The organism is Pseudomonas acericola (SeqCode), from assembly GCF_053456465.1.
On sequence record NZ_JBRFJB010000009.1, the window covers coordinates 128,287 to 143,636 of the forward strand.

At 61.0% G+C, this 15,350-nt stretch carries 10 protein-coding genes; 5 read left to right on the forward strand and 5 right to left on the reverse strand.

Annotated elements, in window-relative coordinates; all coding sequences use genetic code 11:
* Positions 1-287: 287 nt before the first annotated feature.
* From ACU688_RS24960 to ACU688_RS24975, 4 genes are all read left to right on the forward strand, one after another.
* Entirely contained in the window at positions 288-1,394 is a 1,107-nt protein-coding gene (locus ACU688_RS24960; protein ID WP_448186775.1) for an efflux RND transporter periplasmic adaptor subunit, read from the forward strand.
* 2 nt (positions 1,395-1,396) lie between these two features.
* Positions 1,397-4,480 carry an efflux RND transporter permease subunit gene (locus tag ACU688_RS24965; protein ID WP_448186776.1) on the forward strand — a complete coding sequence of 1,028 codons (3,084 nt, stop codon included), beginning with the start codon at positions 1,397-1,399 and terminating at the stop codon, positions 4,478-4,480.
* Positions 4,481-4,590: 110 nt separating this feature from the next.
* Positions 4,591-9,414, forward strand: coding sequence for an RHS repeat-associated core domain-containing protein (locus ACU688_RS24970; RefSeq protein WP_448186803.1), 4,824 nt, complete (start codon positions 4,591-4,593; stop codon positions 9,412-9,414).
* Between the two features lie 9 nt (positions 9,415-9,423).
* Positions 9,424-9,840: a hypothetical protein gene (locus ACU688_RS24975; RefSeq protein ID WP_448186777.1), complete on the forward strand. Its 417-nt coding sequence runs from the start codon at positions 9,424-9,426 to the stop codon at positions 9,838-9,840.
* Positions 9,841-9,849: 9 nt separating this feature from the next.
* On the opposite strand, the gene ACU688_RS24980 is transcribed toward ACU688_RS24975, so the two are convergent.
* Complete coding sequence (locus tag ACU688_RS24980) at positions 9,850-10,908, reverse strand: diguanylate cyclase (protein ID WP_448186778.1); 1,059 nt, start codon at positions 10,906-10,908, stop codon at positions 9,850-9,852.
* 82 nt (positions 10,909-10,990) lie between these two features.
* Positions 10,991-11,623: a LysE family translocator gene (locus tag ACU688_RS24985; RefSeq protein WP_448186779.1), complete on the reverse strand. Its 633-nt coding sequence runs from the start codon at positions 11,621-11,623 to the stop codon at positions 10,991-10,993.
* Between the two features lie 124 nt (positions 11,624-11,747).
* On the opposite strand from ACU688_RS24985, the gene ACU688_RS24990 reads away from it, so the two are divergent.
* On the forward strand, positions 11,748-13,244 hold the full coding sequence (locus ACU688_RS24990; protein WP_448186780.1) for an aminotransferase-like domain-containing protein: 1,497 nt from the start codon (positions 11,748-11,750) through the stop codon (positions 13,242-13,244).
* Here the strand turns inward: ACU688_RS24990 and ACU688_RS24995 are convergent.
* From ACU688_RS24995 to ACU688_RS25005, 3 genes are read right to left on the reverse strand one after another with little or no spacing between them, the layout of a single operon-like run.
* Complete coding sequence (locus ACU688_RS24995) at positions 13,150-13,815, reverse strand: methionine ABC transporter permease (RefSeq protein WP_124528176.1); 666 nt, start codon at positions 13,813-13,815, stop codon at positions 13,150-13,152. The genes ACU688_RS24990 and ACU688_RS24995 overlap by 95 nt on opposite strands.
* Positions 13,812-14,558: a methionine ABC transporter ATP-binding protein gene (locus ACU688_RS25000; RefSeq protein WP_257782400.1), complete on the reverse strand. Its 747-nt coding sequence runs from the start codon at positions 14,556-14,558 to the stop codon at positions 13,812-13,814. The genes ACU688_RS24995 and ACU688_RS25000 overlap by 4 nt, the downstream gene beginning before the upstream one ends.
* Positions 14,555-15,349, reverse strand: coding sequence for a MetQ/NlpA family ABC transporter substrate-binding protein (locus tag ACU688_RS25005; RefSeq protein WP_448186781.1), 795 nt, complete (start codon positions 15,347-15,349; stop codon positions 14,555-14,557). The genes ACU688_RS25000 and ACU688_RS25005 overlap by 4 nt, the downstream gene beginning before the upstream one ends.
* Between the last annotated feature and the right edge of the window lies 1 nt (position 15,350).

A 15,350-nucleotide genomic window follows, 5' to 3' on the forward strand; every position in this document is an offset into this window, starting at 1 on the left:
GTGACATCGCCATATGCGCCCCCGCCCACCTCAAAGTCATATGGAGATCAAAATGTGGGAGCTGGCTTGCCTGCGATAGCGGTGTGTCAGCCTGCACATCCTTGGCTGACAGAACGCCATCGCAGGCAAGCCAGCTCCCACAAAAGCCCGCTCCCACATTTGATCCCAATCGTTTCCGATGACTGGGCGGCATCCAGATAAAAGAGGCTGGCTTAATTTTTATTTCGATCATAATATTCAACAAAATATTACCGACGTAATTTTATGTAATACCCCCGGAGCCCGCCATGCACCCTTCTCCCCTGCGCCTACTCACCCCCCTGGCCCTGTTGATCATCCTCAGCGGCTGCAACAGCCAGGCCGACACCGCCGCCCAAGCGCCCCAACCACGCCCGGTGCTCGCGGCCAAAGTCGAAGCCGCCAGCACCCAACAAAACGCCTACACCGGCGTGGTCGCAGCGCGTACGGAAAGTGACCTGGGCTTCCGTGTCAGCGGCAAAGTCATCGAACGCAAGGTCGACCCCGGCCAGCACGTCTCCCGTGGCGACACCTTGCTGGTGCTGGACATCGGCGACTTCGAACTGGCCCTGCGCTCGGCGAAAAACCGCGTCAACGCCGCCCAGGCGCAACTGCGCCAACGCCGTGACGACGAAAACCGCTACCAGCGCCTGGCCAGCACCGGCGCGGTGTCGCGGCAGATCTTCGACCAGTCGGCGACCAACCTGCGCGTCGCCGAGGCCGAACTGGCCGCCGCGCAATCCGACGCCAGCCAGATCGAAAACCGCCGCACCTATTCCGTCCTCAAGGCCGACGGCGACGGCATCATCACCGACGTGCGCGTGGAACGCGGCCAAGTGGTCGCCGAAGGCCAAGTCGTCGCGCGCCTGGCCCATGACGGCGCCCGCGAAGCCATCGTCAACCTGCCGGAAAACCAGCGTGACCAAGCCTCCCAGCGTGCCCTGGCCTTCCCCTTCGGTTCGCCGGATCAGGCGGTGACCGCGACCCTGCGCGAACTGTCCGCCAGCGCCGACCCCACCACCCGCACCTACCGTGCCCGCTACGTGTTGCACGGCGCCGTCGAGCGCTTCGCCCTCGGTTCCACCATCACCGTGCGCCTGCAAGGCAACGGCCAGGCCCAACACACCCGAGTCCCCATCGGCGCCTTGCAGGATGCAGGGCAAGGCACCGGCGTGTGGCTGATTGGCGCGGACGACCGCGTCAGCTTCGTCCCGGTAAATGTCGTCAGCCTCGGCCAGGAAGACGCCCTGCTCGACAGCGGCGTGGCCCCCGGCCAACTCATCGTCGCCCTTGGCGCCCACCTGCTGCACAGCGGTGACGCGGTACGCCTGCTGCCCGCCCAGGCACTGGCCCTCAACCGCAAGCAGGACCACTGAACATGCGCGGCATCAACCTCTCAGAACTGGCGGTCAAACACCGCGCGGTCACGCTGTTCCTGATCCTGGCGATTCTCGCTGCCGGGATCTTTTCCTTCGGCAAACTGGGCCGCGCCGAAGACCCGTCGTTTACCGTCAAGGTCATGACCATCACCGCCGCCTGGCCCGGCGCCACCGCCCAGGAAATGCAGGAACAGGTGGCCGACCGCCTGGAAAAACGCCTGCAGGAACTGGACTACTACGACCGCGTCGAGACCATCGCCCAGCCGGGCTTCGTGTCGATGCGCATGACCTTCAAGGAATCCACACGCCCCGGCGAGATCCAGGACTTGTTCTACCAGACCCGCAAAAAGCTCAGCGATGAAGCCGCGAAGCTGCCCAAAGGCGTGATCGGCCCCTTCTTCAATGATGAATATTCCGACGTGTACTTCGCCTTGTACGCACTGGAAGCCGAGCATATGCCCCACCGGCAACAGGTGCAGATGGCCGAAGAACTGCGCCAGGGCTTGCTCAATCTACCGGGGGTGAAGAAGGTCAATATCCTCGGCGAGCAGGCACAACGGGTGTTTGTCGAGTTTTCCTACGAGCGCCTGGCGACGCTGGGCATCAAGCCGGATCAGATCTTTGCCGCACTGGCCGCGCAAAACGCCGTGGCGCCGTCGGGATTCGTCGAGACGGCCGGCGCCCGCGCCTATATCCGTATCGACGGCGCTTTCGACAGCCTGGCGCTGATCGAAAACGTGCCGCTGGAAGTCAACGGCCGTGTCCTGCGCATCGCCGATGTGGCCACCGTCAGCCGTGGTTACGAAGACCCGCCCAGCTACCGCATCCGCCACCAGGGCGACCCGGCGCTGATGCTCGGCGTGATCATGGAAAAACACTGGAACGGCCTGGAACTGGACAAAAGCCTCAAGGCCGAGGAAGCCAGAATCCACGCCGACCTGCCCTTGGGCGTGAACTTTGCCAAGGTCTCCGACCAGGCGAAAAACATCCGCCTGGCGGTCAACGAGTTCATGCTGAAATTCTTCGTCGCCCTCGCCGTCGTCATGCTGATCAGCCTGCTGGCCCTGGGCTTTCGCGTCGGGTTGGTGGTGGCCGCCGCCGTGCCGCTGACCCTGTCGATCGTGTTTGTGATCATGCTGCTCACCGGCCGCGAGTTCGACCGCATCACCTTGGGCGCGCTGATCATTTCCCTGGGTTTGCTGGTGGACGACGCGATCATCGCCATCGAGATGATGGTGGTGAAACTGGAAGAAGGCTTCGACCGCATTCACGCCGCCACCTTCGCCTGGAGCTCCACGGCAGCGCCGATGTTGACCGGTACCCTGGTGACCATCATCGGTTTTCTGCCGGTGGGTTTTGCGCGTTCAGGTGCGGGGGAATATGCCGGCAATATCTTCTGGATCGTCGGTTTTGCGTTGATTTCATCCTGGCTGGTGGCGGTGGTCTTCACCCCGTATCTGGGCGTGAAACTGCTGCCGCAGGTCAAACCGGTGCCCGGCGGGCATGAAGCGATTTACGCCGGACGTTATTACCAGAAGCTGCGTGATTTGGTCGAAATCTGTGTACGTCGGCGCTGGCTGGTGACCGGCCTGGTAGTCACAGCGTTTGTGCTGTGCGGTTTGGGCATGGGCGCGGTGAACAAGCAGTTCTTCCCCAATTCCGACCGTTCCGAGCTGATTCTTGAGGTGTACATGCCGCCCGGCAGTGCGTTCAAAAGCACCGAAATGGTCGCCGCGCAGCTGGAAAAAGCCCTGCTGCAAGAACCGCAAACCACCCTGGTGGACACCTACGTGGGCGGCGGCGCGCCGAGGTTCTTTCTGTCGCTGAACCCGGAATTGCCTGACCCGGCATTCGCCAAGTTGATCGTGCAAACGGCGGATTCCCACGCCCGTGACGCCTTAAAGCTACGCATGCGCGAGCGCATTGCCGCAGGCGAATTCCCTGCCGCCCGCGTGCGGGTGACGCAATTGCTGTTCGGCCCGCCCGTGCCGTTCCCGGTGGTGTTCCGCGTTTCCGGCCCCAACGTCGATGTACTGCGCGGCGTGGCCGAAGACGTGCGCAAGGTCGTCGCCGCAAACAAGCTCACCAAGGACGCCTTCCTCGATTGGGGCGAGCGCACCAGTGGCTACCGCCTGGCGCTGGATCAAGACCGCCTGCGCCTGTTGGGCTTCACGCCCAACGAGGTCAAATCCCAGCTCAACGCCCTGCTCAGCGGCAACCCCATCACTGAAGTGCGCGAAGGCAACCGCACCGTGTCAGTGGTCGCCCGTGCCCAGGGCAGCCAGCGCGAAAACCTCGGCAACCTCAACAACATGACCCTGACCAACAGCACCGGCACGGCGGTGCCACTGGCCCAGGTCGGCCACTTCCAGGCGGTCATGGAGGAGCCGATCCTCAAGCGCCGCAACCGCGCAGCCACCGTGGAAGTGCGCGCCGACATCATCGACGGCGTACAACCGCCCGACGTGGAAATGGCCGTGTACAAAGACCTGCAACCCTTGCTAGCGACGCTGCCCGCCGGCTATCGGATCGACATCGGCGGCCCGGTTGAAGAAAGCGCCAAGGCCAACGTGGCACTGGCGGCGCTGTTCCCGATCATGATCCTGCTGACCCTCACGGTGATCATGTTCCAGGTGCGCTCGTTCGGCGTGATGTTCATGGTCTTCGCCACCGCGCCGCTAGGCTTGATTGGTGCGGTGCCGACCTTGCTGCTGTTCAACCAGCCGTTCGGCTTCAACGCGATCCTGGGGCTGATCGGCATTGGCGGGATCTTGATGCGCAACACGCTGATCTTCACCGACCAGATCCGCCAGAACCAGGAACACGGCATGGCCATCCGCGAGGCCATTGTGGAAGCCACCGTGAGGCGTGCGCGGCCAGTCATCCTCACCGCGCTGGCGGCGGCGCTGGCCTTTATCCCGCTGACGTTGTCGGTGTTCTGGTCGTCCCTGGCCTACGTGCTGATTGGCGGAGTGCTGGTGGGCACGTTGTTGACGCTGCTGTTTCTGCCGGCGCTGTGCAGCCTGGTGCTGGGGCGAGAGAAGACACGAGTTGTCGAAACGTCCCACGTAAGCGCCGGATAAGCTCTACTCCCTGCCCCTGAAAACCTCTGCAAAGTCCCTCGCCTGATTTCACAGTGCGAGGGATTGCAGATGGATTTAGTTCTAAGTGTCCTAGTTGTCGGGGCTGTCGCTTGACTCCGGTAATCGCCAGCTTTGTCCTGGCCCCCATGGATGGCAAAAATCCGGATATCGAAAGTGTCCTACGTGACTTCCGTAATTGCCTGAACACCTTTGACGAATGGGCTGAGAGCTTCTGGAGTGGCTCGGTGCTGGAAGTCGAGCAGGTATTCAAGGTTGGCGAAGAGGTCGCTCTCGTCGCCCCGGCGTCTTCCAAAAAACCCAAGCGTACCGTTGCCGTGTGCAAGGCCCAAGGCTCGCTGACCCTGGTGCACATGTTCGAAAGCACGCGGTTCGTGCCCATCGGCAACACGCCGGTGACACTGCAACCGATTGCCCCGGACGGCGGCCTGGTAGGTGCGCCGATCCCACACACCATCGGTCCCAGCGGCATTCTTGAAGTTACAGACTGCACCCGCAACCAGCGCTACCAAATCATCTTTTATCCCAACGTTTCCAAGGATCACGTCAAGGCGCTGTATGCGTCTTATCAATCAATGATTAGCGAGCTGGAAAGCCAGCTGCGCAATGAGTGGACAGAGACCTTTCAAGCCCAATGGGCCGACTTTGCCAACGCCACGCCCAGGGGGCGCAGTGCAAAGCAGGGTATCGCGTTTTCGGATGGGCTTTGCAACGTGCTCTACAACCTTTGGGACAACATCTTACAGCTGTATGACCTGCTGACTGACCTCAAGGCCAACAGCGAGAAGTTGTTGCGATTCGTCACCCAAGGCGAATTGGATGAGCTGCTGAAACTGGGCAAGGATGCGGTCGCCAAAGGTTTCTTGATGCTCAGTGATGAACCACTGCTGTTCATCTATTTATCAGCGATGGTCGGCTGGATTCGCATGCTGCCGCCGCCGCAGATGTACGAATTGCTGGGCGAAATCACCGGCGAGGTGCTTATCAATCTGTTCCTGGTGTGGGCCACGCGCGGCATGGGGGTGAAGGTGCGTCTGGGGGCCCAGGTATTAGGCCATATGAAATCCGGGCAGGCGCGTAAGTGGTTGCAGAGGTTGGCTGATCAAGTGGTGGGGCCGAAGCTCGACGCGCATGTCGAGGCGTCGAAGCCCTTGCTGCTGGGTGGTCCGGCAACGGCGATCAAGACGATCCCGGATGTGCCGTTGAAGGCTGGGGATCAGTTGGTTGCGAACCCGGTGCCGATGGTGCGGGGCAAGGGTCGGCAGCAGACCGTGTTGGTTCGCCAGGAAGCTGTCGATGATGTGCCTGCTTCCGGCAGGAATGCCAACGGTGATGCGGCGGCTTCTGCGGACAAGACCGCCACCAACGGCTGTCCGGTGTCGATGGTCACCGGGGAAGAATTGCTCACCCTGACTGACGGCGTGCTCGACGGGATTTTGCCGTTTGAGTGGACGCGGTTGTATCGCACCAGTGCGGTGGACGTGGAGTGCGGGTTGGGGTTTGGCTGGAGCCATTCGCTGGCCCACAGGCTTTGTGTTTCGGGCGATTCGGTGGTGTGGACGGATCATGAAAATCGGGCTACCACCCTGCCCTTGCCGACGGTTGCCCGGCCGGCGATCACCAATAGCCTGGCCGAAGTGGCGATCTATCTCGGGACTTTGCCTGACGAGTTGGTACTGGCGCAGGCGTCGCGTTTCTACCACTTTCGAGAGGGTTTGCTGACAGCCATCAGCGATGCGTATGACAACCGGCTGCGGATTTCCCGGGATCTTTTGGGGCGCATTGAACGGTTGGACAACGGTGTCGGGCGTTCGCTGTTTTTGCGGTATTCGGCCAGCCGTATTGTGGCGGTGGATTACCAGATTCAGCGGGCCGAGGGTTCTGATCCCTACGTCTGGATGACCGAGTACGGCGTTATTTCCTACGCCTATGACGACCTTGGCCGGTTGGTTTCGGCGACCAATGCCGTAGGCGAAAGCGAGGTTTATCGCTACGACGATCAGCATGTGATTCTTGAGCGTGGGTTGGCCGGTGGGGCGAGTTTCTTTTGGGAGTGGGAACGGTCTGGCAAGGCTGCGCGGTGTGTCCGGCATTGGGCGAGCTTTGCGCAGATGGACACGCGCTATGCCTGGGGGGACGACGGGCGCGTCACGGTGTTTAACGCCGATGGCAGCCAGGAAGTCTACGTCCACGATCAGCGGGCGCGGCTGGTGCAGCGGGTTGATCCAGATGGCTCGACGCACTTCAAATCCTACGACGACAAGGGCCGGCTGACGGTCGAGCAAGACCCGTTGGGCGCGGTGACGGCGTATCAGTACGACGACGCCGGACGTTTGGTAGCGCTGTTTCCAGGGGATGATGAGCCGACCTCCTACGAACATGACAACGGCTTCGTACGGGTTGTGCGGCGTGGTGAGGCGGTCTGGAAGTACGAGCGCAATGATCAGGGCGATGTCACGCGTAGGACGGATCCAGACGGCAATGTCACGGACTACAGCTACAACAAATATGGGCAACTGACGGGGGTTTGGTATCCCGATCACAGTTGCCATCGGCTGGTGTGGAATGAACGTGGGCAGCTGGTTGAGGAACAGTTGCCCAATGGCGGCGTTAAGCGTTATCGCTATGACGATGTTGGCCGGCAGGTTGCGAGAGAGGATGAATACGGTGCGCTGACCCAGTACCAGTGGGACAACCTGGGTCGGTTGATTCGTGTGGTTTTGCCAGACGATTCGACGCGGGAATACAGCTACAACCCGTACGGAAAAATCACCTTCGAGCGGGATGAGTTGGGTCACGTTACCCGCTACGAATACGCCGATGGCCTACACCTCATCAGTCGGCGGATTAACGCTGACGGCACCCAGGTCAAATACCGCTACGACAACGTCCGGCTACTGCTTACCGAGATCGAAAACGAAGTCGGCGAAACCTATGCATTGCAGTACCACCCCAACGGCCTGATCCAGCAGGAAACCGGCTTCGACGGCCAGCGCACGTCCTACCTCTACGACCTCAACGGCAATCTGCAGGAAAAGACCGAATACGGTGATGACAGCAGTCAGCTCGTTACCCGTTACGAGCGCGACTTCGCCGGCCGCCTCGTACGAAAAACCCTGCCCGACGGCGGAGTTGTGGATTACACCTACGACCGCCAAGGCAACCTCCTTGGCGTCGAAGACGGCCACTGGTCATTGGCCTACGAATACGACCGACAAAACCGCCTCACCGCCGAACACCAAGGCTGGGGCACCCTGCGCTACGGCTACGACGCCTGCGGCCAGCTGCAACACCTGCGCCTGCCCGACAACAACCGCGTTACGTTCAACCACGGCAAAGGCGGCCACCTCACCACCGTCGAACTCAACGGCGAAACCCTCACCTCGCACCTGTTCAAAGCCGGCCAGGAACACCAGCGTCAACAAGGCCAACTGCTCAGCCACTATCACCACGACGACCAACAACGGCTGCACGCCCACACCGTTACCCGACAGCAAAACCACCTCTACCGTCGCCAATACGACTACGACAAAACCGGCAACCTGAGCCGCATCCTCGACACCCGCAAAGGCGAACACCACTACAGCTACGACCCGCTAAACCGCCTAGTTCGCTCCAACCAAGAGCACTTCGCCCACGACCCAGCGGGCAACCTGCTCATGCAAAACCGCCCCGGCCCCGACATCGTCGCGGGCAATCGGTTGATGATCCAGGGGGATCGGCACTACGACTATGACGCCTTCGGCAACCTGATCCGTGAGCGACGCGGCAAAGGTCACCAACTCGTCACCGAATACCGCTACGACTGTCAGCACCGCTTGATCGGCGTCACCCAACCGAACGGGCAAACCGCCGCCTACCGCTACGACCCGTTTGGCCGACGCATCAGCAAAACCGTTGACGGCCTGACGACCGAGTTCTTCTGGCAAGGCGACAAACTGATCGCCGAACACCATGCGGATCGCCATCGCAGCTACCTCTACGAACCCAACAGCTTCCGCCCAATGGCCCTGCTGGAAGGCTTCGGCCCCAAAGCCACCCAGCCCTACCACTACCAACTGGACCACCTCGGCACACCCCAGGAACTGACAACCCCCGACGGCAAAATCGCCTGGTCCGCCTACTACCGCGCCTACGGCGAAATCACCCGCCTGGACGTGGGAACAATCGACAATCCGCTGCGCTTCCAAGGCCAGTACTTCGACGAGGAAAGCGGGCTGCACTACAACCGGCATCGCTACTACAATCCCGATATTGGTCGCTACCTGACGCCGGACCCGGTGAAGTTGGCGGGGGGGATCAATGGGTATCGGTATGTGCCTAATCCTACGGGGTGGGTGGATCCGCTGGGGTTAAGCACCTGCCCTGGTTCCGACGGATGCAAGCCAAAAGCAGGGCTCGAAGCCCCAAATGAAAGGGCAAGGGTTGATGAGCGACAACCCGCGATACCTCAACCCGCGCGGGAAGAACGACGAGCGCGAATAGAGGATTTAACCGAAGCAAACGCCAAAAGACGGGTACTGGAATTAGAGGAAAAATACGACATGCACACTGTCGCAAAGCACGGCAAGGAGATACCAAGTACAGCAATGCAAAAACGTTCAATAGATGGCACTAACCCAGCTAACGGAAAAAAGGGAAAAGTAAACTCCAGCTCACAATTCAAAAGCTGGAAAATTCAACTGCACGCGCTCAACAAAGCCATCCACAAAATGCAGGGCGGCAATCCGTCATACACGGGGCATGATCCATCCGGCAACCCGGTAATCAAGATGGAAATGCCCGGTGCTGGCCACGGATACAAACCTAACAAGAAAGACAAAGAAAACCCAAAGTACATAGAGAACATGGATCACGTCGAAGTCAGGTTTGATAAAAACAACAAAACCCGCCCATTTACTGCATTCCCATATTGAGCACCTACAATGCTGAAATCACCATTTATAGATGCCCCATTCACGCCAAAAATCTCCTACATTTTGGCAGCACTATCAATATATGACCTTGAAGAAACTAAAGGAGAAGCACTGTGGAAGTTTGACCCAAACAGCCCTACTGACAGAGAAATAATAGTAAAAGAATTCATCTTGAAAGAGCTTATGTACCTTTCTTACAGACATCGCTTTGCATTAATTTCAATGCTAAAAAAGGCATTAAACGTACCAGACTTTGACTTCGCGAAAGAATTCGAAAGTGATCATGACGAATACATAACAATGGCCTGGGACGAAACCGAAATAACCGACCCTCGAGGTTTCTTCACCGACATCTACCGACTCGCCAATGAGGTCTGGAAAGACGACCTCCAAAAAGCCAGCCTCGAAGACCAGTCAACGTGGTAACCACACCCCCTACACCGACCTCAACCAACTAACCTGCACCGAACTCACCCGATTCCGCCCACTGCTCTTCGCCTCATACAACGCCAAATCCGCATCATTCAACCAACTGGTGGAATCCACATGCCCCAGTTGGTAAGGCGCCAACCCAATACTCAAGCTCGCGCGCAACGTCGGGTCCTGCGCATAGGCCAGCGCATTGAAACGATCCCGCAACGCGTCCATCACTTCCGTGGCACGGTTGAGGGGCATATCCGGCAAAATCACGCAGAACTCATCCCCGCCGTAGCGTCCGGCCAGGTCGGTGGCGCGTAGGTTCTGGCGTAGGACTTTGCTCAGCCGGCGTAGGACAATGTCGCCGGTGACGTGGCCGTAGGTGTCGTTGATGGTCTTGAAGTGGTCGATGTCGATTAGCGCGATAGCAGCACCGGTCTGGCCACGGCGGCAGCGTTGGAATTCAAGTTCCAGTTGGTCTTTCCACGCGCCATGGTTGAGCAGGCCGGACAGGCTGTCGGTGCGGCTCAGGGCCAGCAGTTCGCGTTTATGCGCGGCCAGGGTGACGGCCTGGCGGTAGCAGATCCAGCCGAGAGCCAAGGGGTACAACATCAGGATCGGCAAGCAGGCATAGAGTTGCGCCTGGGTCGTGACGCCGATGAAGGCCGGGGCAAACACCAGCAGCGCGGTGCCGATGCCCAGGCCTTGGGCGAGCCAACCGGCGAGCATGAAGCGCAGCCCGCCGATGGCGACGTTGTTCATGGTCATCATCGACAGGGTGGTCACGGCGGGCAGCGGGTTGAAGTGCATGGCGCCAACCCAGAAGCCGCCGCAAAAGGAGTCGATCAGCAAATTACGCCGCTCGCTGCGCAGTGCATGTTCCGAACGCCGCGAGATCAGGTATGCCACATGCGGCCAAATGAAGGCGTTGGTCAGCATCAGCGCCCACACCCAGGGGTGCGGGTTCAGCGGGTACATCGCAAATGCCACGCACACAAAGCCGAGTGTCAGCCCCAGGGTGCGGGATTTGTACATGCGCGAAGCAAGCGGAAGTCCCTTTCCTCCGACGGCTGCCATGGTGGGGTGCGATCCTGAGGGCGTGCTCGGAGTCTATCAGGGCAACGGCAAATCGCCACTACCGCTCATAAGCTCAGCGCCCTCAGTGGGAAAAGCCCCGCGCGAGCATCAAGGCAACCCCCAGCAGCAACACCGCCGTGACCCGTTGCAGCAGCACGCGCCGTGCGGGGTTTTCCAGGACATGCTTGATGCGCTGGCCGAAATAGCAGTACAGGCAGCCACTGGCAAACTGTAACACCAGGAAAGTCAGGCCCAGGATGGCGATGTCCGACGCCGAGTTGTGCTCCCCTCCCCCGGCAAACTGTGGGAACACGGCGCTGAACATGATGATCGCCTTGGGGTTGGAAAACCCCGTCAGCAAGCCCTTGCTGAACAGGCTGCGCGCGCCTTCAACGGCGCCGGCCTTGTCGAGTGGCACGCCGCTGCTGGTCCACTGCTTGTACGCCAGGTAAAGGATGTAGGCCACGCCCACCAGTTGGATACCCTGGGTAATCGCGACATTGCCCTTGATCAACTCCGAAAAGCCCACGGCAAAGATCAGGATGGAAATCAGGTACGACACGCTGGCGCCGATCTGTGCGGGGATCGATCGGCGCAGGCCGTCCTTCAGGCCCAGGCTCAACAACAGCATGGTCATGGGGCCGGGGCTGAAGGTCAGGGTCGCGCAAAACAGTAGGAAGTAGAGAAACGAAGAGAGCGTCAATGCGCTGGTCATGGCCGTGGACCTTGAAGGAGAAGGCTCGCAGTCTAGGCAAGTGGCCTTGCGCAAGGCAGGTAAAGTACGGCCTAATCCGCCCGAACTTCACCGGTAAAATCACCGGCAAAGATAAGGAAGCCCCATGTTCGTCTCCGCCATCGCCTTTGTGCCAGGCACACCCAAGGTGCAACAGATCGTCGAGGCGTTCAGCCAGGCCATCGAGACGGGCGAGTGGGCGCCGGGCAGCAAGCTGCCGTCCGTGCGCGAACTGGGCCAGACCCTCGGTGTAAGCAAGTTCACCCTCAATGAAGCCCTCGACCGCTTGCGCGGGCGCAACCTGCTGACGTCCAGCCAGGGCCGTGGCTATTTCGTCGCCGTAGACAGCGCCCGCCCGGCGTCATCGGCCTGGGTCGAACTGCTGCCCCAGGACCTGCTCAGCGTACTGCGCCGGCCCCTGGCCACCGTCTACGGCGACCTGCGCCCCGGCGGCGGCCATTTGCCGGAAGACTGGCTGGACAGCGACGCCATCCGCCAAACCCTGCGCAGCGTGGTGCGCGCGCCGTCGTTGCGCATCGCCGGGCTGGGCACGCCGGCCGGGCTGTTGCCGCTGCGCCAGGCCTTGCAGCAAAAGTTGCACGGCGAAGGCTTGTCGGTGCCGGTGGAGCAAATCATCACCACCCCCAACACTGTGCAAGGCCTGGACATGCTGATGCGCCTGCTCGCGCGCCCTGGCGACACCGTGCTGCTCGACGCGCCGTGCTACTTCAACTTCCACGCCAACCTTGCCCTGCACGGCGTCAAGGTGCTGACCATCGAGCGGCGCCCCGACGGTTTCGACTTTGTCGCCCTCGAACAGCTGCTGGCCGAACATCGCCCCAGCCTCTACCTCACCACCAGCGTGCTGCATAACCCCACCGGGCATTCGTTCAGCCCCGGCCAGGCGTTCCGGCTGTTGCAACTGACGCGCCAGTACCAGTGCCACATCATCGAGGATGACCTCTACGGCGACCTGCACCCCAACCCGCCGCCGCGCCTGGCCGCCCTCGCCGGCCTGGACCAGGTCACCTACCTGTCGGGCTTCTCCAAGATCCTCAGCGCCAACACCCGCGTCAGCTACGTGGTGGCTGCGCCGCAACTGGCCGCCAACCTGACCAACATGAAGCTGATGAGCGGCGGCATCACCTCCGAGCTGTTTGAACAGGTTGTGTACCGCATGCTCAGCGAAGGCAGTTACGCCAAGCATCGCAAGCGCATGCAGCAGCGCTTGATGGAAGCCGGCGGGCGCGTCGAGCAATGGCTCAAGCGCTGCGGTTGCGTATTGCCGATGGGTTATGAAGGCGGGATGTTTATCTGGGCGCACCTGCCGCCGGGGGTGAACGGCGAGCTATTGGCCCAGGACGCCTTGAAGCAAGGCATGGTGCTGGCGCCGGGCACGTTGTTCGGCTACGACCCGGCCCTGCCGGAGGCCATGCGCTTCAATGTGGCACACAGTGATGCGCCACAAGTACATCAGGTATTCGAGGCGCTCCTGCGCAAACACCGCACTAGCGGCGATGGGCCAGCGACCGCACGCAGCGATCCCCCAGGCTCTGCACGCCCTGCACCAGCAGCACCAGCACAACCACCGTCACCACCATGATTTCGTTGTTGAAGCGCTGGTAGCCGTAGCGAATCGCCAGGTCGCCCAGCCCGCCGCCACCAATCACCCCGGCCATCGACGAAAAGCCGATCAGCATCACCAGGGTCAACGTCACCCCGGCCACCAGCGCCGGCAGGGCTTCGGGCAGCAGCACCTTGAGGATCACATGGCGGATATCGCCGCCCATGGCCACGATGGCTTCGATGCGGCCCTTGTCCACTTCGTCCAGCGCGGTTTCGACGATGCGCGCAAAAAACGGGAATGCGCCAATGGTGATCGGCACCACGGCGGCGGTGCTGCCCAAGGTGGTGCCGACGATCAGGCGCGTCAGCGGAATCAACGCGATCAGCATCACCACAAACGGCAACGAGCGCCCCAGGTTGATCACCGCGCCCAGCCCCCGGTTCAGGCGTGGCAATGGCAACAGCCCGCCGCGTCGGCTGATAAACAGCAACACGCCCAGCGGCAAGCCGATCAATAAGGTAAACAAGCCGGCCAGCAGCACCATGTACAGGGTTTCGCCGGTGGCGTTGAGCAGCAGTTGCAGGATGTCATTCCAATCGGTCTTCATACCGCCCTCACCACTTGTAGGCTGGGGGCCAGCGAACGACCGAGGCGCGAGGCCGGATCGGCTTGCAATTGCACCAGCGTGCCGCTTTCCACCACGCGGCCATCGGCCAGGGACACCGCGCTGTCGCAAATCGCCTTGACCACCTCCAGTTCGTGGGTGATCAACACAATGGTCACCCCCAGTTTGCGATTGATGTCGCGCAACAGCTCCAGGATCGACGCCGTGGTTTCCGGGTCCAGCGCACTGGTGGCTTCATCCGACAGCAAATACGCCGGCCGCGCCGCCAACGCACGGGCGATGCCTACGCGTTGTTTCTGCCCGCCCGACAGCTGCGATGGAAACGCCTGCGCCTTGTCACTCAAACCCACCAACGCCAACAACTCGGCGACCCGCGCCGCGCGCTCGGCCTTGGGCACATTGCCGATCTCCAGCGGCACCGCGACGTTATCCGCCACGTTGCGCGAATGCAGCAGGTTGAAGCCCTGGAAGATCATGCCAATGCGCTGGCGTTGCTCGCGCAGGGCCTTGCCGGTGAGTTGCGTGAGGTCCCGGCCGTCCAGCAGGATGCGCCCGCTGGTCGGCCGCTCCAGCAGGTTGAGGCAGCGCAGCAAGGTGCTTTTGCCCGCGCCGCTGCGCCCGACGATGCCAAAGATCGAGCCTTCGGCGATGTGCAGCGAGACGTTATCCAACGCCGGCGGCTGGCCGTCGGCGTAGGTTTTGCTGACGCCCTCGACAGCGATCATTCGACCGCCACCGGGATTACGGAGCCCGCGTATTTCTCGGTGATGAACTTGGCCACTTGGGGCGAGCGCAGGTCCTTGGCCAATTGCTCGATGCGCGGGTCTTGCGCCAGTTTCGGCGTGGTCACCAGGATATTCGCGTAAGGGTTGCCCTTCGCCGCTTCCAGGCCCAGCGCATCCTTGGCCGGTTCCAGGCCGGCTTCCAGGGCGAAGTTGCCGTTGATCACCGCCAGGTCCACATCATCCAGCGCGCGGGGGATCTGCGGCGATTCGATTTCGAGGATCTTCAAGTGCTTGGGGTTTTCGGCGATGTCCTTGGGCGTGGCCTGGTCCTTGGCCGCATCGTTGAACCCCGGCTTGAGCTTGATCAAGCCATTGGCTTGCAGCAGGTACAGGGCGCGGCTCAGGTTGGTGACGTTGTTCGGCACGGCGACGGTGCCTTTGTCCGGCACCTGGTCGAAGCTTTTGTGGCGGCGCGAGTAAATGCCCAGCGGCTCGATGTGTACGGTGGCGGCCACGGTGAATTTCTGCCCCAGCGCTTGCTCCTGGGAATTGAGATACGGCAGGTGCTGGAAGTAATTGGCGTCCACATCGCCATGGGCCAGCAACTCGTTGGAGTTCACGCCGCTGGGGATCTCGATGATTTTCAGCTTCAGGCTCGGGTCGATTTTCTGTACGTATTCGAGAATCTGCGCGTGGGGAATCGGGTCGGCGGCAACGCGCAAGGCGTCGGCCGCCGACACGTTGAACGAGGCCAGCAACACTGCCAGGGTAAGGGCGGATTTCTTCAACATG